Origin of the sequence: Endozoicomonas sp. NE40, assembly GCF_040549045.1 — a bacterium.
GTDB classification, from domain to species: domain Bacteria; phylum Pseudomonadota; class Gammaproteobacteria; order Pseudomonadales; family Endozoicomonadaceae; genus Endozoicomonas_A; species Endozoicomonas_A lisbonensis.
In genome coordinates this window covers 3,211,676-3,233,699 of the sequence record NZ_JBEWTB010000002.1, presented here as the reverse complement: position 1 = coordinate 3,233,699, position 22,024 = coordinate 3,211,676, and the positions used below count along the sequence as shown (strand labels likewise).

The 22,024-nt window shown below is 47.9% G+C and carries 17 protein-coding genes; 12 read left to right on the top strand and 5 right to left on the bottom strand.

Annotated features, from left to right (window positions below; translation table 11 throughout):
* The first annotated feature begins 24 nt into the window (after positions 1–24).
* A complete protein-coding gene (locus V5J35_RS15470; protein ID WP_354008003.1) occupies positions 25–1,665 on the top strand; it encodes a hypothetical protein in 1,641 nt (546 codons plus the stop codon).
* The gene (locus tag V5J35_RS15465) at positions 1,658–3,886 is read left to right on the top strand and encodes a hypothetical protein (RefSeq protein WP_354008002.1); all 2,229 of its coding nucleotides are present in this window, start codon (positions 1,658–1,660) and stop codon (positions 3,884–3,886) included. Before V5J35_RS15470 ends, V5J35_RS15465 begins: the two co-directional genes overlap by 8 nt.
* Positions 3,887–4,009: 123 nt before the next feature.
* On the opposite strand, the gene V5J35_RS15460 is transcribed toward V5J35_RS15465, so the two are convergent.
* Positions 4,010–4,549 (bottom strand): hypothetical protein, encoded by a 540-nt coding sequence (locus V5J35_RS15460; RefSeq protein ID WP_354008001.1) that lies wholly within the window; start codon positions 4,547–4,549, stop codon positions 4,010–4,012.
* 378 nt (positions 4,550–4,927) lie between these two features.
* Between V5J35_RS15460 and focA the strand changes: the two genes are divergently transcribed.
* From focA to V5J35_RS15440, 4 genes are all read left to right on the top strand, one after another.
* A complete protein-coding gene (gene focA, locus V5J35_RS15455) occupies positions 4,928–5,779 on the top strand; it encodes a formate transporter FocA (RefSeq protein WP_354008000.1) in 852 nt (283 codons plus the stop codon).
* A gap of 184 nt (positions 5,780–5,963) precedes the next feature.
* On the top strand, positions 5,964–6,509 hold the full coding sequence (locus V5J35_RS15450; RefSeq protein WP_354007999.1) for an LOG family protein: 546 nt from the start codon (positions 5,964–5,966) through the stop codon (positions 6,507–6,509).
* Between the two features lie 14 nt (positions 6,510–6,523).
* Positions 6,524–7,141: a YqiA/YcfP family alpha/beta fold hydrolase gene (locus V5J35_RS15445; protein WP_354007998.1), complete on the top strand. Its 618-nt coding sequence runs from the start codon at positions 6,524–6,526 to the stop codon at positions 7,139–7,141.
* Between the two features lie 311 nt (positions 7,142–7,452).
* Positions 7,453–8,895 (top strand): MFS transporter, encoded by a 1,443-nt coding sequence (locus V5J35_RS15440; protein WP_354016431.1) that lies wholly within the window; start codon positions 7,453–7,455, stop codon positions 8,893–8,895.
* A gap of 46 nt (positions 8,896–8,941) precedes the next feature.
* On the opposite strand, the gene V5J35_RS15435 is transcribed toward V5J35_RS15440, so the two are convergent.
* A complete protein-coding gene (locus tag V5J35_RS15435) occupies positions 8,942–10,432 on the bottom strand; it encodes an AMP-binding protein (RefSeq protein WP_354007996.1) in 1,491 nt (496 codons plus the stop codon).
* A 250-nt stretch (positions 10,433–10,682) separates the two neighbouring features.
* Between V5J35_RS15435 and parE the strand changes: the two genes are divergently transcribed.
* Entirely contained in the window at positions 10,683–12,575 is a 1,893-nt protein-coding gene (gene parE, locus V5J35_RS15430) for a DNA topoisomerase IV subunit B (protein WP_354007995.1), read from the top strand.
* A 438-nt stretch (positions 12,576–13,013) separates the two neighbouring features.
* Here parE and V5J35_RS15425 read toward each other — a convergent pair whose 3' ends face one another.
* Positions 13,014–14,603 (bottom strand): glycosyltransferase family protein, encoded by a 1,590-nt coding sequence (locus V5J35_RS15425; protein WP_354007994.1) that lies wholly within the window; start codon positions 14,601–14,603, stop codon positions 13,014–13,016.
* 198 nt (positions 14,604–14,801) lie between these two features.
* Positions 14,802–16,127: a hypothetical protein gene (locus tag V5J35_RS15420; protein WP_354007993.1), complete on the bottom strand. Its 1,326-nt coding sequence runs from the start codon at positions 16,125–16,127 to the stop codon at positions 14,802–14,804.
* 49 nt (positions 16,128–16,176) lie between these two features.
* Here V5J35_RS15420 and V5J35_RS15415 point away from each other — a divergent pair, with 49 nt between their 5' ends.
* Entirely contained in the window at positions 16,177–16,611 is a 435-nt protein-coding gene (locus V5J35_RS15415; RefSeq protein ID WP_354016430.1) for a hypothetical protein, read from the top strand.
* A 502-nt stretch (positions 16,612–17,113) separates the two neighbouring features.
* On the top strand, positions 17,114–18,205 hold the full coding sequence (locus tag V5J35_RS15410; RefSeq protein ID WP_354007991.1) for a beta-ketoacyl synthase N-terminal-like domain-containing protein: 1,092 nt from the start codon (positions 17,114–17,116) through the stop codon (positions 18,203–18,205).
* Here the strand turns inward: V5J35_RS15410 and V5J35_RS15405 are convergent.
* Positions 18,174–18,877 (bottom strand): IS1 family transposase gene (locus tag V5J35_RS15405; protein WP_354007990.1). Its coding sequence is split into 2 segments (ribosomal slippage): positions 18,174–18,634 and positions 18,634–18,877, totalling 705 coding nucleotides; the frame shifts between segments, so codons are not numbered across the junction. The genes V5J35_RS15410 and V5J35_RS15405 overlap by 32 nt on opposite strands.
* Before the next feature lie 177 nt (positions 18,878–19,054).
* Here V5J35_RS15405 and V5J35_RS15400 point away from each other — a divergent pair.
* From V5J35_RS15400 to V5J35_RS15390, 3 genes are all read left to right on the top strand, one after another.
* Positions 19,055–19,450: a 4'-phosphopantetheinyl transferase family protein gene (locus V5J35_RS15400; protein ID WP_354016429.1), complete on the top strand. Its 396-nt coding sequence runs from the start codon at positions 19,055–19,057 to the stop codon at positions 19,448–19,450.
* 200 nt (positions 19,451–19,650) lie between these two features.
* Positions 19,651–19,905 (top strand): type II toxin-antitoxin system CcdA family antitoxin, encoded by a 255-nt coding sequence (locus V5J35_RS15395; RefSeq protein WP_354007988.1) that lies wholly within the window; start codon positions 19,651–19,653, stop codon positions 19,903–19,905.
* Between the two features lie 184 nt (positions 19,906–20,089).
* On the top strand, positions 20,090–22,012 hold the full coding sequence (locus V5J35_RS15390) for a PrkA family serine protein kinase (protein ID WP_354007987.1): 1,923 nt from the start codon (positions 20,090–20,092) through the stop codon (positions 22,010–22,012).
* Positions 22,013–22,024 lie beyond the last annotated feature (12 nt).

Here is a 22,024-nt window from a genome sequence, read left to right as displayed (position 1 = left end):
ACCCGTTGCGGACAGAGGTCTTGCATGAGTCACTTAAACCGCTTCAAAACCTATGTGTTGCTGGTAGCTTTTTTTTGGCTGCCTTCTGCTCCTTTGCTGGCAGCACCTACTGTTTTACCCGATGGCCTCCAGTCTGGTAGTCGTCAACCTGGTAATCCTGAATGTGAGGATGAGCTGGATCTGCCCCATGAGAAGTTACAGAGTTTATGTAAGCATGTTGAAGCCCACGGGGATTTGCACTTTGACTACTCCATGAGGAAGGCCGCTGCCGTGGTACTACAACGTTTTTTAAAAAAACATCCCACAGAGCAGATAGATCGTTGTGTTGTTCTGACCCCGGAAGGCGGTAATGTCGATGAACAAATAAGCCGCTATAACAACAGTGCATCTTTGTACCACAAAACCTACACTGCTTTTTTATTATTCGGAAAGGGTGTCAAAACCCCTGTAGATATCACCCACCCCTCGGCCTGTCGGGATGTTAAGCCGGTGGTTGCGGCCTCTGAACAGCCTGCCTTATTACCCGTTCCCTCCTCATGGCGGGACAGTTTTACCATTAAAAACTCCATTATTCTCCACCCGGGGCAAAGGCTGTTTGGTGTCCCTATTGATATCAGTAACTCAGAACTGGCTGAAGGTTATTATGTAAGTCTGCGGCGCAAACTAGCAGCAACCATCATCTGTGGTGGCCGGTATAACTGGTACTACAAAGGATACAAGCCGGTCAGAAACAGCTTTATAACGGTTAAAGGCAGGGGGGTTTTTGTTTCAGGGCTGACCAATGCCTACGGCATGAATGACAAAACGACGATTTACGAACAATGCTTTGGTGGCAAAGAGCGGGTAGGGGAGATAGAGGCCAGCGAGGTTCATACGCAGCTGATCCGGGTTGAGATAGCACCTTCATCACTGTACAGCTTCAATCAGTCTGCAATGATTGATATTTCAGGTAATGAGTTTCTGCAAATCAGGCAACCGGCTATCAGCGTTGCATTGAAAAAGACGGACAATAATATCGCAGCCATCATATCTGGCTGGATTGCAGACAAAACCCTGATACGCATTGATGACAATCATATTTATTCCTGCCTTTCCGGCGCAGACAAAGGGTTTCTGGAGCCTGCTTTGACAGCCGACTTTACCTATCGGGATTACGCACAGAAACCTGACAGGATTCATACAGTGGATTTGCGCAATAATTTGTTTATTGCGGATAACAATAAAGCGATAAGCCTGAAGCTTTCTGCCAGAGCCAATGCCACCCTTGACAATAATAATCTGATGACCGCCGACGGTGGCCTTCACGGCATCTCACTGACCGGAGGGAAAGACGAAGGGCAACCCAGTCAGTCTTTTCGATTGGAAAGAAACGTTATTTCCGGATTTCGAAACTCACTGTTACTCAACGGCAGCATGAACCTGGAACTACACTCCAATGACCTTCTGGGTACACAAAGCGCTATTCAAAGAGGGCTCTGGCAACTTTATCCCCTGGCTCTTTCCGGGAACAATAATAACCGTTACCGGCAGGGCATCCGGTTCCCCTGCGGTAATGTCGGAGACAGGTTTGTATCAGGCAGTATTGCTTTCAGCGATGGAACCCTCTGTCCCGAAAGTCGTAGCGAAACCACATCTACTCCTACACAGCAGTCTACCCATGAATAAATCAGGCAATCTGAGTTTCTCCTGTGCCATTGTAATGGCGGTTTTCTGGGCTGTATCCGGCTCTTCTCTCGCAGCGCCGCCTCTGCCAACAGAAGGGGCAACAACTAAAGCCAGCACGACTAAAGCCAGCACTACCGAATCCCCTGATGATGCGTTATACCGACTGTGCGGCCAGCAGGAACCCGAGACGGGAGACATCAGTCTGACGACCCGCATGAAGTCAGCAGCCGTCGAAGTTCTGGAAACACTGGCGAAACAGAAGCCCAATGAAGTCATCCATCGTTGCGTTGTCAGCGTTCCTCTGAACGGCAATCTTGACCAGGAAATAAAAAGATTTAATGACGCCCGAAGCTGGGAAAAAAAATATAACACCGCTTTTTTACTGTTTGGCAAAGGCATCAGACCGCAGCGTACTGATGCACAGAAGCCCTGTGACTGGGAGGCAAAAGAGGCAACAGGAGATGCTCTGCCGAGCGTGTGGCAAAACACATTCTGGATTGATAAAACAATTCATTTGGAGCCGGGCCAGAGTCTGGTGGCTATCCCTCTGAATGGCAGCAATTCACAACTGGCCAGTAATCACTACGTGAATATTCAGAAGCGTATTACCAGGGCCAATAGAAATAGTCTTATTACTTTGAGTGGAGCAGGTAATACTATTACCGGGTTGACCAATCTTTATGCTTTTGACCAGATAAAAACATTCAACGTCCAAAAAACCCATTTCGAGGTAATTAAAGCGCAGTTTAATCCTATGGCTCTGCCCGTCAACCCAGATACCAGTATTATCGATATCTTTAATAATCAGTTTTTTCAGTATGAAAAATCCGTGGTTGATATTGCCATCAAAGTCGATGAAAAAGAGATAGCATCAGGGCGTCTGTCAGGCGACACACTGGCCGGGATTCACAACAATCAATTTTATTCCTGTCAAACTCCCGGGATAGAAAAAAAAATGGCGCCTGCATTGAAGGTGAGTATTGACTATCAGGACTTATCGGCAACTCCGCAGAAGGTTCACGCTCTTTTATTGCAGAATAATGACTTTTTAACGGACGGCAACCTTCCGGTCAGCCTGAATATTGCGTCTGCAGCCGACTCAACCATTAAGGATAACCGGTTGGAAGCGACAAACTCTGGCCAGAGCTTTTACGGTATTGTTCTTACAGGCATTACCGATGTGAACAGGGCCGCACTGACGACAGAGAACGCTTCGTTTGTTCTGCATAATAATTATTTGAAAGGGTATCGGGTATCTCTGTCACTGAATGCCAAGCTGTCTTTACATCTGAAATCAAACCAGCTTCTCGGCACATTTGCGGCTGTAGAACTGGACCGGCTACAGGCTTTTCCTGTGGAACTTTCCGGGGACAGCAACAACCAGTATTTACCAGGAGCTTCAGCCTGCGGAAATCTTGACCAGGGCAATACCCGGGGCAGAATCCGGTTTGCAGATGGCACTTCCTGTCAGTACAACTGGACACCAACATCGGCACCAACACAAACATTGATACCAACACCGACTGTGCAGAGTTACCCAACCCTCAGCCAGGTAATAACGGAGTTGGTATCAGGAGGCAGTACGCCGACACTTTCGTCCGATGCCACTGTTTCTCTTTTGAAAAACACAACCACACTCTTAACCAGAGCAACCAGCCAGTTGAATAGAACACCTGCCAGAATCATCACCAGTCCGACGTCTTCACTGCCCGCTGGTATTACTGAAACCGCTTCTTCTCACTTTGTATCACTACAGAAAACACCGGACAACTCCCGTTCTTCTGTGACTGTTACGCCAGTTCGCTCAATCAAGAGCAGTGTTTCTGTCGGCAACCGGGCTGAAAAAAGCAGTACACCCACTTCTACAGTGAGTCTGGTGAAAGAGTCCAGATCTTCCGTTTGGCAAACAGAACGTAAAAGAACAACCACCGCTTTGCCCCGCATTACACAATCAACCAGAAGTGACCTGACGGTTTCAACAACATCGTCTCTTACAATCCCATCGGCAAATTTCACTCAAAAACAGCAAAGCAGAGATGATAAAAGCTCCTTCGGCACGAAAGAAATCATAGGAGTAGCAGCTGCAGGAAGTGCATTTTTGTTTTTTGTAGCAACTGCAATGGCCGTTATTTGCTACAAAAAATGTCATCGCAGCCACTCTTTCAGTTACGACAACATCGCCCTTGATAGGGTGTACCAAGGAGATGATGGGGAATTGTAATAGGATAAAGCCTCATATTGACAGTTACTATGAAATGATCCGATGACTCCGGACACCTCGTTAAACACAATAGTGCAGGACACAGACACACCAGACCAAAAAACAAATAGAGGCGACGCATGATTAAAAGCGATAATGAATACCCAGACTCACCACTGGTTTAACGGTTTTTACCGCAGACTCCATAGCGTCAAGGCTATCCGGCAGATTGCCGGTATCATTTCCTCCGGAACCTCCGGACAGAGAAGATTCAACCCGATTCTCTTCACCAAAAAACGCACCCACCTCAACACTGACATCCAGTCGGTTAGCGTCGTCCAGTAACTTTTTCCAGCCAACGCCCAGATAGGTTTTATTGCCTACTGCGGAATAGGAGTCAGTGACACTCCCCTGGTCACTGCCGTAAGCACCGGCTGATACCCTGAAGCCACTCTGTTCAAATGGGTAATAATCAACCACAAGTCCTGTAGAGTGTGTTTTGGAATACTTTTCAACCACTTTAAGTTCAGACAAATGATCCGGATAAGCACGAACATCAAAGGTGCTGGTCTTGGCTGGTGCTTTTTTGTCTGATTCTTCCTGAGCAGGCGATACGGTATCGGCTGCATGAGCAGAAGTGACCAGAAAACAGATTGCAGAAATAATCAATGGACTACGGTGCATCACCCTTCCCCCTGGGCTTTATGACACGAACAGGTCCTGATAATCAGGAATTTAACGGCTATTCCTGAAGGCTTTCCGCAAGTTGAAGACAGTGTTGACGAAAGATGGAAGCCATCTACTTATCCTCTCCTGAAACCCGTCCAAGATCAACTACTATATACGTACACACCGCAAGAGAAGGCGTACATCCACTTTCTGACTCTGCAATGCAGCCATTGATAAACTTTTTGCGCTTTTTTCTGTGGAATTTTTCAACACATCTGACAAACCCTGATGGAAAAGTTTCACCTTTGATGTCGGTGTGTTGACGCAACCATCCAGTCAGGACTGCCAGCACGCAGACTCATACCCATTCCTCAATCCCCATGGAATATCATTATGCAAACCGGTAAATCGCCACAGTTTGGAGTTGTCGCTCCGTCTGAAATTGCACGTCTGGCTGAAGATGTAGCCGTTGGTAAAACCAAAAAGCACCCTGAGGTGACTTTTGTCCTGGCCATTCTGGCGGGTATTTTTGTCTCTCTGGCGGGTATGTTTTATACGGTTGTCACCACCGGTGCCGGCGACCTGCCTTATGGTATGGTCAAGCTGGTTGGCGGCCTGTCGTTCAGTATGGGTCTGATGATGGTGGTGCTGTGCGGTGCCGAGCTGTTTACCAGTAATACCCTGCTGCTGATGGGGCGTGCGACCGGTCGTATCAAGATTGGCCAGATCACCAAAAACTGGACACTGGTTTACCTCGGTAACATGGCTGGTTCTTTCTTACTGGTCGCCATGTTGATGGCTGTTGGACAGTTTAAAGGCGCAGGTGGCGAGATCGGCATTAACTACATGTATATTGCCAATGGTAAACTGGGTCATACTTTCGTACAGGCGCTGCTGTTGGGTGTACTGTGTAACCTGGTCGTCTGTCTGACCTACTGGATGACACTGAGTTCCCGCGACGCCATGGGTAAAATGTTTGCCTGCATGCTGCCAGTAGCCTGCTTCCTGTCTGCCGGTTTCGAACACTCGGTTGCCAACATGTTCCTGCTGCCAATGGGCTACTTTATCAAGTCTGTTGCAACACCAGAATTCTGGGCAAACACCGGTTACACCGCTGAATACTTCAGCAATATCAACCTGCACAACATTATCTTCATGAACCTGATTCCTGCCACCATCGGTAACATCCTGGGTGGTGGTGTGATGGTTGGCCTGAGCAACTGGTTTGTACACCTGCGCGACTGATCACCATCGTTAATACACATCGTTGTTCTGAAGTGGCCGCTTTTTGCGGCCATTTTTTTCCATAACTCTGTCCATAAGAAAGAGTCTGGTTTTGTTCTCCGGGAAGCAAACTCCGGATTCTCCTGATACTATTTATCTTTCTCCGTGTTTTTAACCATCCGACAACGAACAGTCAGGAGATTGAATGACCAGCATCAGTATTTTCTGTGGAGCCAATACCGGCCACCGTCCGGAATATAAAGCCGCTGCACTCGACCTGGTTGAAGCCATGGTCAGGCGTGATATGACTCTGGTTTATGGGGGAGGAAACATTGGTTTGATGGGATGTATTGCCAACCATGCCTTATCACTGGGTGGTCGGGTGATTGGCGTGATTCCAAAACTGATGGTTGATCTGGAAAAAGCTCACGACTCGCTGACCGAAATGCACATTGTTGACACCATGAGTGAGCGAAAACAGACATTGTGTGATATTTCAGACGGCTGCATTGCACTGCCTGGCGGAACAGGTACCCTGGACGAACTGTTTGAGTACATTGTGCTTCTGCAAACCGGTTTTCACCACAAACCTTCCGGCCTGCTGAACGTCTGTGGTTATTATGATCACCTGCTTGATTTTATGGATCATGCCATTTCTGAAGGCTATGTCACTCAGCCTCTGCCCGATATACTGTCGGTTGCTGATAAACCGGACCTACTGCTGGACACCCTGATAACGCGGATGGAATAACCCTGGGACTGACAATGACAAAAACGCCTCTGCTGATTTATTTACACGGATTAAACAGTTCATCCCGGTCCACCAAGGCGCAACAGACCATTCGCCATGTCCATCAGAACAAGCTGGATATGGATTTGTGGGTACCCGATCTACCCAGCCACCCGGAGCAGGCAAGACGCCTGATGTCTGACCGCATCAGTCGCGAGTATGGCATACGGCCCGTTTATATTATTGGCAGCTCTCTGGGTGGCTATTATGGTACCTGGCTGATGCAGCGCCTGATCTATCTCCACCCGGAAATTGTCACCCGTCTGGTTCTGATCAACCCTGCTGTTCGTCCCTACGAACTGTTCCGTGATTATCTGGGCAGGCAAACCAATTTTTACACCGGCGATGAATGGGAGTTAACCACGGATCACGTCGACACCCTGCAATCCCTTGAGACCTTATGGCTCGATAACGCCCGGGACATTTTGCTGATGGTGCAGGAAGGGGACGAAACTCTTGATTATCGGAAAGCCATAGAAAAGTACGCCAATGCCCAGATGATTATCCAGAAAGGCGGCAACCATTCCTTTGAGCATTACGATGATATGCTGCCAACCGTCTTCGACTTTCTTTCAGGAAAACCAGTGCTATAGGTCTTCTGGCGCTGGTACCCTCTCCCTCCAGCCAACATTAATCCGGCAAAATTCCAAACCAGTGCTACATTGTTTACCAGTTTAACCGGTTCGGTTTCTCAGGGAACCGCGCAATAGATGGTCACTGTTGTTTAATTTCAAATATACCTGCCACGGAAACATCACCTGTAATGCAATGACCAACGCGGCCACTCTGTCAGGGGATCTTAAACACCGCATCACAAGTCTGAAGGCCCTGGTACCGAGCAGTCTTTTTCTATCTCACATCTGGATATCAACGCAGTATGAAGTCTTTTTTCAAGAGCCCAGTTGTGCCTGAGGGATATTCAAGGACACAACACCAACGATACTCAAAATTACGCCTGCAAGTTCTTGGTGGCGCATTCCTGGGTTACTCCGCTTATTACCTGGTACGAAAAAACTTTGTTCTGGCCATGCCTGACCTTATCAGTCAGGGATACAGTAAAACCGAACTGGGAATGGCACTGTGCGCTCTGTCGCTGAGCTATGGCATCAGCAACTTTGTTATGGGTACCTTTGCCGACCGGCTGGATGTCCGTAAACTCATGCCACTGTGCCTGATACTGTCGGGGTGCATCTCACTGTTTATAGGCTTTATGCCTATCCTGCAATTTCCGCTGATGGTCATGGTATGTCTGATGGCTCTGAATGGCTGCCTGCAGGGGGCTGGCTGGCCGTGCAGCGCAAAACTGATCGCTCACTGGTTTGTGCGTCAGGAACGGGGAACGGCCATGAGTATATGGAGCCTGTCGCAAAATGCCGGATGTGGTTTGCTGGGGCCTCTCTCGATACTGGCTCTCGCCTTGTTTTGTGACTGGCAAAGCCTTTTTTACTTTCCGGCCTCCATTGCCATAGTGATAGCCATTGGCTGCTATTTCATGTTGAGGGACAGCCCGGAACAGTGCGGGCTGCCACCCCACTCACCAGAGCTGGCAGAAGAACATGGAATCAAACATCACCGGTCATCTTTCAGGCAATCCTTCCGGCTTTTCTGCCAGCATTGCCTGAAGCTTCCGCCGATCTGGATTCTTGCCGTCGTCAACGCCTGCATTTACTTCGTTCGCTACGGCGTCATCGACTGGGCTCCCGTTTATCTGCAGGAATCCAAAGGCTTCAGTTTCAACACCTCCAGCTGGGCATTTTTTGCGTTCGAATACGCTGCTATCCCCGGTACCCTGATCTGTGGTTATCTGAGCGACAGACACTTCAGGGGACAACGAGCCCCCGTCAACGCACTGTTTACGACAATGGTTCTGATTTCCATCCTGTGTTACTGGCAATGCCCGGCGGGTAACACGACATACGCCATGCTGTCCATGATTGCTACAGGGTTTCTGGTTTATGGCCCTGTCATGCTGGTGCATGTGCATATAATTGACCTGGTACCCCTCCCGTTTGCAGCCACCGCAGCCGGTTTTATTGGCCTTTTCGGCTATATCTTTGGCGCTACATCAGCCAACCTGCTGCTGGGAAAAGTGCTCGACAATTATGGCTGGGATGCCTGTTTTGAACTGCTTGCCGCAGCCTGCGCCCTGGCACTGATACTCCTGTTATTACTGTGGATGTGGGAAAACATGCACCCCAACCCCGATGAACGGTTCTCTCAACAGGCACAACCAGCAACGATTCCAATAACAGCGGACAAAAGTTCTGACAATAAGAAAGGATTTCGCAGATTGTTGTCAGCTACGTCTTTGCGTCGATTCGGTTCCGGAAACACAGAGTCATCATAAGCACTCCCCCGGAACGTCTGCCGGAGAGAGACACAGAAGACATTGGTCAGGTAATGAACTGTTGTGTCGGAGAACTCAGTACTCGCTTAAGGCCCTGCTTATCCACCTTTCCAAGAGGTGTTCTGGGCAACTGTTCCAGCAGGGTCATTTTGGTAGGCAACTTGTAAGACGCTACTTCTGTACATAACCACTCCCGGATCTCCCTGAGGTTAATATGTCTTGATACAGGTACAACACAGGCACAGATCGCTTCACCAAGCCGGTCACAGGGTGTTCCAAGAATGGCGCACTCCCGTATACCAGGGTGAGCGTCCAGCTTGGCTTCAATTTCAAGGGCAGAGACCCGGTAACCACCGGTTTTAATGATATCAATACTGCGTTTACCCAAAAGGCGATACTGTCCATGGTCCAGCATCGCCATATCACCGGTTCGAAACCAGCCGTCGTTAAACGCCTGCTGGTTCAGGTCAGTTTTACCATGATAACCCTTGAACATTTGCGGACTTCGCACTTCCAGTTCACCAACATCGTTGACTTCATTGCCGCTTTCGTCCACCAGACGAACACTGACGCCCGGTAAAGGGCTGCCAAGGCACTCAGGCCGGCGCTCTCCATGTTCCTGCTGTGACAACACCATGCCCGCTTCCGTAAGTCCATATCTTGTCAAAAGCGGTTTATCGGCCAACTCCAACCATTGACTATGAACGGAAGGAGGCAATGGAGATGATCCCACAATCGCCAGCCGGAGCGTTCTTGCTCCATCCTGCCAGCTCTGCTGTTGTGCTTCAGAAGACTTGTCCCAGGCATCCAGCATGTACCGGTAAATGGTAGGAACGGCGGTAAACAGCGTAAACCTCCGGCTGGCCAGTTGCTCCCACACCTTTTCAGTTTTGAATGCAGGCATAAGCAAGCAACTGGCTCCTGCTGCCAGCGTACATAACAATCCACAAACCAGCCCATGGATATGGGCAATGGGCAGAACATGTAGCAGCCTGTCTTCAGGAGACCATTGCCACGCCTGACACAATGTTTTTACCTGGGCTTCGACAGAACCAAAGGTATGAACGACACCTCTAGGATATCGACTGGTACCACTGGTATAAATAACAACCGCTTCTTTCTGCTGATCCAGTGCCATAAGTCCGGACGGGGCTGCCTCATGTCCGGTCGCTTTCAGAATTTTTATTCCACAGCGCTGCATCAGGTAGTGGGCATCACCTTCACTGTCGGGCGCGTAAACCAGATACCTCGCGTCAACATCCCGAATACGCCATTCCCACTCAGGAACCGGCATAAGGGGATCAAGAGGCAGTGCAATGCCCTCTGCCAGCCAGATAGCCAGTAATGAAACCACCGACACAGCATCACGTCCTGCCAGAAATGCAATAAACGGATGATCTGCATCAACCTCCTGTTTCAATACTGAAGAAAGGGCTCTGGCCTGTTCGAGTAACTCTCCGTAGGTGTGCTCGCCTGTTTCATCGATGACAGCAACACTCTCAGCAGGGTGGCCAATAAGCTGTGACAGAAACGGCATCAGACCCGTCACCTTGTTCGATAAGTGGTTCAATAAGTGGCGAAAGTATAGTCACACAAGAGCGGGTTTACAGTTTTCAGCTGTTTGAACCCGTTTTTTAATTCATTAAAGAAATCAGAACAACACCGGGCGGCTGACCGTTATAAAGAAAGCTGTGGCAAGGAGATGGAACTGACGATTGAAGGCCAATTAAGATACACTATCGGGCTAACAGCGTTTTTGACCATGCTTTCCATCTGATAAGGATTCCATGCGTAACGAATACACCGCAGAAGCCATTGAGGTTCTCAGTGGTCTGGACCCGGTCCGTAAACGTCCGGGCATGTACACCGATACAACCCGACCCAACCATCTGGCCCAGGAGATTATCGACAACAGTGTCGATGAAGCTCTCGCTGGCTTTGCCAGCAAAATCAAAGTCATTTTGCACAAAGACAACTCTCTGGAAGTCATCGACGACGGCCGGGGTATGCCGACAGACATTCATCCTGAACACGGTATTTCAGGTATTGAACTGATTCTGACCCGCCTGCACGCCGGTGGTAAATTCTCCAACAAGAACTACCAGTTCTCGGGTGGCCTGCATGGCGTGGGAGTCTCTGTCGTCAACGCACTCTCCACCGTTCTGGAAGTCACTGTTCGCCGTGATGCCAAAGTGTCGCAGATCACCTTCAAAGACGGTTTTAAAGATAAAGACCTGCATGACATCGACACCTGCGGTCGTCGTAATACGGGTACAACCGTTCGTTTCTGGCCGGACGCGCAGTACTTTGACTCGCCAAAGTTTTCTGTTTCCCGGCTGATGCACGTGCTCCGTGCCAAAGCCGTATTGTGTCCGGGGCTGCGGGTTGAGTTTGTCGATCATCACAGTGGTGACACCACCGAGTGGTATTACGAAGACGGTTTGAAGGACTACCTGAGAGGTACCACGCACGAATACCCAACCCTGCCTTCTGAGCCTTTTACCGGCTCACTGAAAGGTGACAAGGAAGCCGTTGACTGGGCCGTACAGTGGTTGCCGGAAGGTGGCACCCTGTTGACCGAAAGTTATGTAAACCTGATCCCAACGCCTCTGGGAGGTACTCATGTTAATGGTTTACGAACCGGTTTGCTGGATGCCATCCGCGAATTCTGTGAATTCCGTAACCTGCTGCCCCGTGGTGTAAAACTGGGGCCTGACGATATCTGGGAAAACTGTGCCTTTGTATTGTCTGCCAAACTGTCTGACCCACAGTTCTCTGGTCAGACCAAAGAGCGCCTCTCTTCCCGCGAATGCGCCGCCTTTGTTTCCGGTGTAGCCAAAGATGCTTTCAGCCTGTGGCTGAACCAGCACACCGCAGAAGGCGAACAGCTGGCTGAACTGTGCATTAACAATGCCCAGAAGCGCATGCGCAAGTCCAAAAAAGTGGCACGTAAAAAAGTCACCCAAGGCCCTGCCCTGCCCGGCAAACTGGCGGATTGTGCCAGTCAGGACTTAAAGTACACTGAACTGTTTCTGGTCGAGGGTGACTCAGCAGGTGGTTCCGCCAAACAGGCACGTGACCGGGAGTATCAGGCGATACTGCCCCTGCGTGGTAAAATTCTGAACACTTGGGAAGTGGATTCCAGTGAAGTACTGGGCTCTCAGGAAATACACGATATTTCTGTAGCGCTGGGTGTCGATCCGGGCTCCGACAAACTGGACGGCTTACGCTACGGCAAAATCTGTATCCTTGCCGATGCGGACTCCGATGGTCTGCACATTGCTACCCTGCTGTGCGCCCTGTTTGTTCAGCATTTCCGTCCACTGGTAGAGCGTGGTCATATTTATGTTGCCATGCCACCGCTGTACCGTATCGACGTTGCCAAAGAAGTGTTCTATGCACTGGATGAGGATGAGAAAGAAGGTGTTCTCGAACGGATCAAGGCTGAAAAGAAACGAGGTAAAGTAAACGTTCAGCGCTTTAAGGGTCTGGGCGAAATGAACCCGTTGCAACTGCGTGAAACCACCATGTCTGCCGACACTCGTCGTCTGGTTCAGTTGTCCCTGGATGACGATATTGCCGAAACAACCCAAAAAATGGACATGCTCCTGGCTAAGAAAAAATCAGGAGAAAGACGACAGTGGTTGGAGACTAAAGGAGACCTGGTTGATATAAATTAGATGTTGTTGGAAACACCATAAGCTGGTGTTTCCATCACACTTTCCGACTATCAAACTGATGCATATCAGGTCGTTAAACCAGAAGAGATCGAGTAAGCTATACAACTATGAACGCCAGAATCGTATAGCTTTGGAACTGTCACGAAATAAGCTCCTCATTCTCGTCATTCCCATGAAGATGGGAATCCATAACAAGCAGTGGATCTCCGCCTACGCGGAGATGACGAGGGAAACAGAAGTTATTTTCGGACAATTCCTTACTCTAATACCTGTTCAGCTCTCGAATGCTTTTACGTCGATATCATTCAAAGCATCAATACTGCAGGCAATATAAGTTTTCTGATCCGGATCAATACCTGAAAGACTACTGTTGTCCTGTAGCGGGCCATAGCCCTGTTTTTGCAACCCTCGCTAAGAGCGCTTCAGCCAGATAGACTCTTAGCGCTTTAAACGTACGTATAGTCCAGCATAAAAAGCAGCACCTACAGAAAATATGTAGAAGGGAAAATACAGAGATGGAAGGCTTTCTAATGGATCATAAGTCACTTTACATTGTTGAACGACTACACGCTCTTTTTCCTGAACATTATAAACAATCACATATTTAGGGTCATAGTAAACAAATGTTTCAGTCCCATTCATTAGTTTTTTCATCGGATAATTCTTAATATTATTCATCCAGATACCCAGCTTTTCTAGCTTATCCTCCCAACTCATGCCGGAAAAATGTACCCACTTATCAATCATAGGGTTTTTGGCATTTTCACCACCATGATCCGTTGTTCTGTAAAAGGCATTCAACCCTTCTTCGACATTATCTACTCCTTTAATAAAATTAGTTCTCTGTGGAATTATAATTAACCGATCCATAACTGAATGGCGCTTTTTTCTGTTTGTGTCTTCATCCAGTTTCTTCAAAACATCCTGATCGTATAATGAATTACTTTCTCTATAAAATCGATAATTTATGTCAGAAACCCATCCTTTAATTGGGCCACATAAAAGCTGTGATCTTGCCTTGCTTATCGTACAATTCCCCAGGCAATCCTCACGACTTTCATAAACTTTATCTGTTTTGTAACAGTAATAGGTAGGTTCTTTAATTTCGTCTGGCTGATCCGCTTCAATTTCATTCCACCAGTGATGAAGTAGCTCTTGTGCCTGGTTATTATTCCTGATCCAGATCATACCTGTATTCATTCTGGCCCGCTGAGAATCTTCTGTAACGATCATCACCGGCTCTGGCTTTACTTTGAGATGGCTGCAAGGATCACTTTGTCTGGTAATTTTTCTGTTTTCTTCTTTCCTTTGATCAATCGCTTTGTCTATTGCTCTGTCAGCCAAAGGAGTAATGGAGTGGCTATAACGTGTGCGATGCATATCAGCATAATAGTGGTACTGCACAAAATCACTGGTGACAATATCATCATCAACCCAGAGTACCCAGCGACCATCATCCACATGTTTCAGCGCTGAAATGATAGCAGGCAGCTTCATAGCATGAGGGTATTTATCATTAACTATCTCAAAATCAGAAGTAGCAAAAAAATAATAATAGTCAATCCCACGAGCAACAGCATAAGCCAGATGGTTAAGGCACACCTGTTGATGATGATCTCGAAAGGGAGTAGCTCCTGTAATCAAAGCCTGTACTTTTTCAGATTTTTTCATGATATCCAGATTCAGGGCGTGGGGCAAAGGTACTTTTTCACCTCTTGGAAAAAGCACCATATTGCCCTTAACCATCTCCAACGCATCTTCCGGCTTAATCATTCTGCATGCGTCAGAAATCAGCTGGGCTTCATAATCAGGGTCATCCAGCCGGTTAACGTCAATCTTAACCAGTGGGTGCTCAACCGTTGCCAAAAACGGGTCGTTAGCTAACCTTGGTTCAATCTCCTGAAATTCAGTGCAGGGAGTCTCAGTAACGCGGGCGGGTGCAGCCTGTACCCCTTGAAAAGAAAAGCACAAAAATAAAGCCACTAATACAGACTTTCTTAAATAAGAGTACAAATAATTAATAGGCATTTCAGTATCATTAAGTGTTTGAATCAGGTAACGTTTAGTTATTTTTTTGATAACACATTAATATATTTCTTTTGTGGTAATTCTTTTAGCTAATATTAATTTGCCTTATAACAGACTAATAATTAGTTTTTTTATTAAGCAAGAGGCACCAGAACATTCCATTTGAAATTCATGATGCCCCATATTGATACTACTTTACTAAATAGAGCTCATTGCTAATGTCGACATTGTTATTACTATCCAAAATGCCGCATGTACCAACCTGCTGGCAGAGTTGCCATCTGGGTTGATTACATTACCACAGGTTGCTTTTTCAAAGTGAATAATACCGTCAATATTATGAAGGCCTTTACAGGATTCTACATTGGAAGAGTTAGAGTTTGTTTTCCATGTATTGCAGGCCTCGCAGCTATCACCATCATCCACTTCAGACACAATTACCAAGCTGTTTTCTTTATCCTGTTTGAAAGGTTCGTTGGATGTGATCTGGTTTTTTGCCATTGACAAACGGAAGTTACTTTTAATTTTGATACCCCAGAACTTGGTTTCCAGTACATTATCGGCGACTGTATATAGCGGTTTTGAAGAACTGCCAATCAGCAAAATCCCTCCCCACGCAAAGACTCCTGTACTGGATGGCTTGACGGTGTTGTTTAAAATCGATGCATCACTGCCAGACTCCAATTCAATAGCATCCTTCATAATTCCTATGAACTGATTATCCTTAATCCGCGGTTGATATTTTTTAGGGAGGTTTATCACCTCAGGCATTTTGATAAACACACCTTCATTGGGATACAGCCAGGCATCAACATGTTTGGAATTTAATCCATCCACTCTGTTGTTATCAAATAGCAGTCCGGGGCCACCACGCAACAAGCTTCTTTTTTCCATTTCATCCGAGTTCAGCACAACAGATACCGGAACTGAAACACCTTCATTAGACTGCTTACAGTCCAGAAAAACAGCAGCTCTGCGATCAAGGGTGAAACGGTTGTCTTTAACAATCAGCTCTCCGTTATAACATTGAGCAAAAATAATCGAATCCACCGACTTTCTTTTACCATCCCATTCTGGTGCAAAATGAATACCTCTGATTACAGACGGTTTTCGTTCGGTTTCCCCTCCCTTGAACGTCTTGTCTCCCACCTCCACCATGTGGCTGCCAGAAAATGATCTCGGTGCTTTAAGCTGTACATATTTTCCCCGGGGGGCCAGCCCAATCAAATGCTGACCGCTTTTCAACGTAACTGGGGTCAGTAACTGAATATCGCCATTCTTTGTCGCACTAGACAACAGGATCGTTATTTCATCATCCAACTGGTCAAAAATTGCACCTGCATCTGCGTAGTCACTGTGATCGATTAAAACGCAATTCCTCCTGGCATGACCTTCAGCTTCGAGCCGTTCAAGGGCGCTCGTTATCTGAGAACTTTTCTTCGGATATGCCGATGCAATCGCGTTGCAACTAAGGACTGGCGGAGCCGTTGGCGGGCTTGCTGTAGACGTTACCGCCGATGTCATATTGCCAGAAGACGATGGACTGTCGACAGTGTGGAGTGCTGGAATCGTTGTGGCTGCTGGAGTTGTTGCATTAGTTGTGGCTGCTGGAACTGTCGCAGTAGTTGTGGCTGCTGGAACTGTCGCAGTAGTTGTGGCTGCTGGAACTGTCGGAGTACTTGTGACTGCTGGAACTGTCGGAGTACTTGTGACTGCTGGAACTGTCGGAGTACTTGTGACTGCTGGAACTGTCGGAGTACTTGTGACTGCTGGAACTGTCGGAGTAGTTGTGGCTGCTGGTGTTGTTGCAGTAGCTGCAGCTGCTGGAGCGGTTGTAGTTGTTGCAGTTGTAGTCGTTAAAAGAGGCGTAGAGGTACCCACGGCAGACGACGATGTCGTTGAAGGGTCAGCAGAAGCTGCTTCAGAAAAATTTGAACAAACAGCACCAGATAATGCACATACAAGCGCCGTGGCGGCTGTAAAATGTTTTTTGACTAACATACGCTGAAGACCTCGTTTGTCTAATGACTGAGAAGGTTCTGTAGCAAGTTTTCGATAGTTCAAAATGATCTACCCATCAGGAGCGATAAGACTGATAGAAAAATATTGCCTTTGTTTAACTCTGTCGTTTTTCTTTTACTCTTCTTTCCAGATCGTTAGTGAGCTGAGCCAGTCAGCCACAATGAAGTGACTAGCGCTGTTAAGGATTAAAAACCACACTGTCTACTCAGTGTCACGGTCATAAACGCTCGGCTGCATCAACTGTTTAAGAAAAACAACCTCCTCAAGGCCCTGCATTTGAATCGGTCAGCACAAAGAAGTCTGGTGACCTTGAGGGTTGAGTCTTCAGGTTAGCAGCATCCGAACCGACTGCCAGTTGTCTTTTAACATTGCTTGATGCATGAGTCGAAGATCATTATTCTTGCCATTGCTGTGATTTGCCTTTTAGTCAAACAGTGACCACCGACAATCACATACGCTATTTCTCCTTCTTCTTTGGTATCTCGCTCTTGAAACGTGTAGTAGTGACAGGCATGTCAGCCGCCACCCCTATTGGTAACACCTGGCAAACAGCACATAGCAACCTTCGGGCAGGCAACAGTGGCATACGCTACATGGATGAATGGGAAGATATTCAGGGTTTGAGCAGCCTGCTGGCCGCCCCTGTTACCGAGGCTATAGGCCAGAACCTGCCCCGCAAACAGCTCAGGGCAATGAGCCGGGTTTCAAGAATAGCTGCCCAGACCACTTCAGAAGCGCTGTCCATGAGTGGACTGAACCTGCTTGAATACGATCAGGAAAATGTTGGTATCGCTTACGGTTCTTCATTTGGTTCTGCTGATCAACTGGTACCCTTTGGCAGGGTTTTGTCAGAAAGAGTCGTTCGCGGTATTTCTCCAACAGGTTACATTAAGCTGATGGGACACACGGCTGCCGTCAACCTCAGTCAGTTTACCGGAGCGAAAGGGCGGCTGATTCCTACCAGCACAGCCTGTGCGTCTGCCGGTCAGGCAATAGGCTATGCATGGGAGACCATCAGGCAGGGCATTCACCCGGTCATGATCGCTGGCAGTTCTGAAGAACTGTCTCCTATGCAGGTCGCGGTTTTTGATTCTTTCTACGCAGCCAGTCGTGATCACGACAGGCCAGAAGCTGCCTCCCGCCCCTTTTCAAAAGACCGCAGCGGTATAGTAGTTGGTGAAGGTGGAGCAACCTTTATACTCGAAGACCTGGAACACGCTCAGGCGAGAAACGCTCCCATACTGGCGGAAATTACCGGTTTTGCCACCAACATGGATGGTCATCATCTGATTCAGCAAAACCCTGACCGTTTGCGCAGGGTGATAGAAATGTCACTTCAGTCTGCGGGTTTAAAAGCAAACCAGATTGGCTACATCAACGCCAATGCTTCTGGTGCCGAGAGTGATTATCAGGAGGTTGACATTATTCGGAGTCTGTTCGGCAGCAGCACGCCTGTCGCCAGCAGCAAAGGACATATAGGGCAGGCATTTGGTGGTGGTGGCGCTATGGAATCCTGGCTGACGATCAATATGATGAATGGGTGGAGTTTCAAACAGGTTGATACCACATTCTTGAGATGAACTCTCCGATGACCTTGTCATGTAGTTCTACAGAGCGAGAAAAGCAGATGGTTCTACGGGGCAATCGTTTAAGACGCGTACGCAATGTCAGGTTGTTTCTCTCGATGCTTTGCGTCAGTTTCTTGCTGAAAACATGGGTATCTTCTGGCAGTTCTGAACCGTAGGGCTTCCAGTCATCGGTGCAGTAAAACCTGAACTTGTAGGGCTTGACCAACTTTATAAGCTTCTTCAGAATCTTCTTTGTCCTGCGACCAAAGGCATGGGCGATTACTCTCTGGTAGCGGGGTTCCCACGCATAGAATAGCCAGCGCTGATTCTTTTTGTTGCCAACATAAGACCATTGCTCATCCATCTGGCAGATCAGAACCAGCTCTTCATTATCAAAAGGTAGCTGGGTCACTTGTGGAGGGACAAGCTTTTTAAATGGCTGATAACCGTTGTTGGACTGATGCCCAGAACTCGCCATGTATCCCTGACTCCAGAGCCATTCATAGCCATATTTACTATGCGTGCGTGAGCTCCAGGCTTATTGGCGTTGTAGACGAACTCAAGCTGAAAGCTTTGTCTGCAGTTTCGACACAGAAAACGTTGTATGCCTGAGGGAGCTTTTCCATTTTTCACGACACCATCTGTGGTATCACAGTGAACACAAACGACTTTAATGACTGCCATAAGAACAAATGTACAGACTACCACTGAAGTGTGGTTATGAAATATACGAGATCAACGCATCTGGCTCATCACCCTTTTGTACGACTTATACTCTCCTCTTATTTAAACATTGCTCCTGAAACAATAAACCTGAGCTCAACCAGGCAGGGAAAACCAATACTACTGAATAATGACTGTTTGTTCTTTAATCTTTCAGGAACAAGAGACCAATACGCCCTTGCCATCAGTCAGTTGGTAGATGTCGGTGTCGATATAGAATCCCACAAACCCAGAAAAAACCTCACAGGCCTTGCAGAGTCGGTACTCTCTAACAGTGAGTTAACACGGTTCAGACAATTACCCTGCGAGCATCAGCAAGATTATTTTTATCGGGCGTGGAGCCTGAAAGAAGCCACACTGAAAGCCGATGGAAGAGGCATCACACTGCCGTTACAGTCTATTGGTTTTGACACAAACTCTACTATCGGCGCCGTAGGCTGGAATGAAACATTAGGGAATAAAAATCGTTGGGACTGGTACTATTTTAAGCTGGAAGGAATCAGCCTGGCTTTAGCAACAAGAACTACTTCCTGAGGCCAATGTTAAATTCGGGTGCTTATACAGCAGCTATTACGCCGATCATGAATACAGCCTGAAAGCCTTGATATTAATGTTCAAATAGCCGTAAGCAACCGCTGAATTACAACTATAATCCATTGGTCTGGCTGGAAACCCTGAACGGTTTCCTTCAGACAGCTACTCCACAAAACGTCCACAACACGATGCGGCTGGATATGACTACTCTTTATGAGCCTTCTGTGCCACGGTCTCCTGTTCATCTCGAAGTAGACGCATTGCTGCTCCAGCAGGCAGAAAATCATGGCATTAATATTTCATCACTGATTGAGCAAACTCTGCGTACCGAACTGTCCGGCACAGAGTCTGTCCCTACCCACTCTTCAGCAGACCACCTGACAATTTACCAGAATCTTATTGGCGAACACCCGGTGTGCTGCCTTGGTTTGAGGCAATACCTCCGGAAAAAATAACGACAGGCCTTCCTGCACAAGAAGTGCAGGAAGGTTTTTTGCTGTGTGTCTATCATTACCTAGCGATCATCCGGCGTCCAACAACCAATAAACGACAGACTTTTTCTAAGCCACTGAGAGAGCCTCAGCTAATGAGAGAGCCTCAACCACTGCCAGAGCCTCAGCTAATGAGAGAGAAAAAACAATGTCACTGTTCACGCACTACCAGCAAAGATTTGAGTCCACACAGCAGGAAGAGATGAGCCTCCAGGAATATCTGGAGCTTTGTCGTGACAACCCGCATACCTATGCCAGTGCCGCTGAGCGCATGCTGGAGGCCATTGGAGAGCCAGAGGTTATCGATACATCCCGTGACCCAAGGCTCAGCCGGATTTTTTCCAATAAACTGATTCAACGCTACCCGACCTTCGACGAGTTTTATGGCATGGAAGAGCCTGTTGAGCAGCTTGTGTCCTACTTCCGCCATGCAGCCCAGGGTCTGGAAGAGAAAAAGCAGATACTCTACCTGCTGGGTCCCGTTGGCGGGGGTAAATCCTCGCTGGCTGAAAAGCTGAAAGCTCTGATGGAACGGATACCCTTTTACGCCCTGAAAGACTCGCCTGTTTTCGAATCACCACTGGGGTTGTTCGATCCCGACGACGATGGGCAGGTGTTAAGGGATGAATACGGCATACCCGAACGCTACCTTCGCTACACCATGTCGCCCTGGGCGGCTAAACGACTGCAGGAGTCTGGTGGAGATATCACCCGCTTCAGGGTGGTTAAACTCTACCCCAGCCGTCTCCATCAGGTCGCGATTGCCAAAACAGAACCCGGTGACGAAAACAACCAGGATATCTCCAGCCTGGTAGGCAAGGTAGACATTCGCCAACTGGAAGAGTTTGCCCAGAATGACCCCGACGCCTACCGTTTTTCAGGCGCACTCTGTCGTGCTAACCAGGGTCTTATGGAGTTTGTGGAAATGTTCAAAGCGCCTATCAAGGTGCTGCATCCACTCCTGACGGCAACGCAGGAAGGTAACTATAACAGTACCGAAGGGCTGGGGGCTTTGCCTTTTGAAGGCATTGTGCTGGCCCACTCCAATGAGTCGGAGTGGCAGGCTTTCAAGAATAATAAAACCAATGAAGCCTTTATCGACCGCGTAAATATCATCAAAGTACCCTACTGCACCCGGGTCAGTGAGGAAACGCATATCTATCAGAAACTGTTGCGTCACAGTTCATTACACGACGCTCCCTGCGCTCCCGACACACTACAACTATTGAGTCAGTTTTCGGTTCTGTCGCGAATCAAGGAGCCTGAAAATTCCTCGATTTACTCGAAGATGAAGGTATACGACGGAGAGAACCTGAAAGATACCGACCCTAACGCCAAATCCCTGCAGGAATACAAAGATGCCGCCGGAGTTGATGAAGGAATGGAAGGGCTGTCGACCCGCTTTTCCTTCAAAATACTGTCCCGTGTTTTTAATTTCGACCCCACTGAAACCGCTGCCAACCCGGTTCACCTTCTGTATGTACTGGAACAACAGATTGAACAGCAACAGTTTCCACAGGAACTCGAAGACAGGTACCGGGGTTTTATCAAAGGCTACCTGACGCCTAAATATATAGAGTATCTGGGCAAGGAAATTCAGACAGCCTACCTTGAATCTTACTCTGAATACGGCCAGAACATTTTTGACCGTTATATTACCTATGCTGATTTATGGATTCAGGATCAGGAGTACCGGGATCCGGATACCGGGCAGATACTTGACCGCAGCGCCCTGAATGACGAGCTGGAGAAAATTGAAAAACCAGCTGGTATCGCCAATCCCAAAGATTTCCGCAATGAAGTCGTTAATTTTGTACTCCGTGCCAGAGCGAGCCTGCAGGGTAATAACCCGAGCTGGCTGAGCTATGAAAAAATGCGTCTGGTGATTGAAAAAAAAATGTTCTCCAACACAGAAGACCTGTTGCCTGTTATCTCATTCAACGCCAAGGGTTCCCAGGAAGAACAGCGCAAACATGCCGAGTTTGTCGAACGCATGGTGCAGCATGGTTACACCGAAAAGCAGGTACGACTGTTATCCGAATGGTACATCCGGGTAAGAAAATCCCAATGACCGGGAGCGGCC

Coding starts and splice junctions, on each gene's coding strand:
- V5J35_RS15470 (WP_354008003.1), top strand. CDS start 25: ATGAGTCACTTAAACCGCTTCAAAACCTATGTGTTGCTGGTAGCTTTT.
- V5J35_RS15465 (WP_354008002.1), top strand. CDS start 1,658: ATGAATAAATCAGGCAATCTGAGTTTCTCCTGTGCCATTGTAATGGCG.
- V5J35_RS15460 (WP_354008001.1), bottom strand. CDS start 4,549: ATGCACCGTAGTCCATTGATTATTTCTGCAATCTGTTTTCTGGTCACT.
- focA (WP_354008000.1), top strand. CDS start 4,928: ATGCAAACCGGTAAATCGCCACAGTTTGGAGTTGTCGCTCCGTCTGAA.
- V5J35_RS15450 (WP_354007999.1), top strand. CDS start 5,964: ATGACCAGCATCAGTATTTTCTGTGGAGCCAATACCGGCCACCGTCCG.
- V5J35_RS15445 (WP_354007998.1), top strand. CDS start 6,524: ATGACAAAAACGCCTCTGCTGATTTATTTACACGGATTAAACAGTTCA.
- V5J35_RS15435 (WP_354007996.1), bottom strand. CDS start 10,432: ATGCCGTTTCTGTCACAGCTTATTGGCCACCCTGCTGAGAGTGTTGCT.
- parE (WP_354007995.1), top strand. CDS start 10,683: ATGCGTAACGAATACACCGCAGAAGCCATTGAGGTTCTCAGTGGTCTG.
- V5J35_RS15425 (WP_354007994.1), bottom strand. CDS start 14,603: ATGCCTATTAATTATTTGTACTCTTATTTAAGAAAGTCTGTATTAGTG.
- V5J35_RS15420 (WP_354007993.1), bottom strand. CDS start 16,127: ATGACATCGGCGGTAACGTCTACAGCAAGCCCGCCAACGGCTCCGCCA.
- V5J35_RS15395 (WP_354007988.1), top strand. CDS start 19,651: ATGACTACTCTTTATGAGCCTTCTGTGCCACGGTCTCCTGTTCATCTC.
- V5J35_RS15390 (WP_354007987.1), top strand. CDS start 20,090: ATGTCACTGTTCACGCACTACCAGCAAAGATTTGAGTCCACACAGCAG.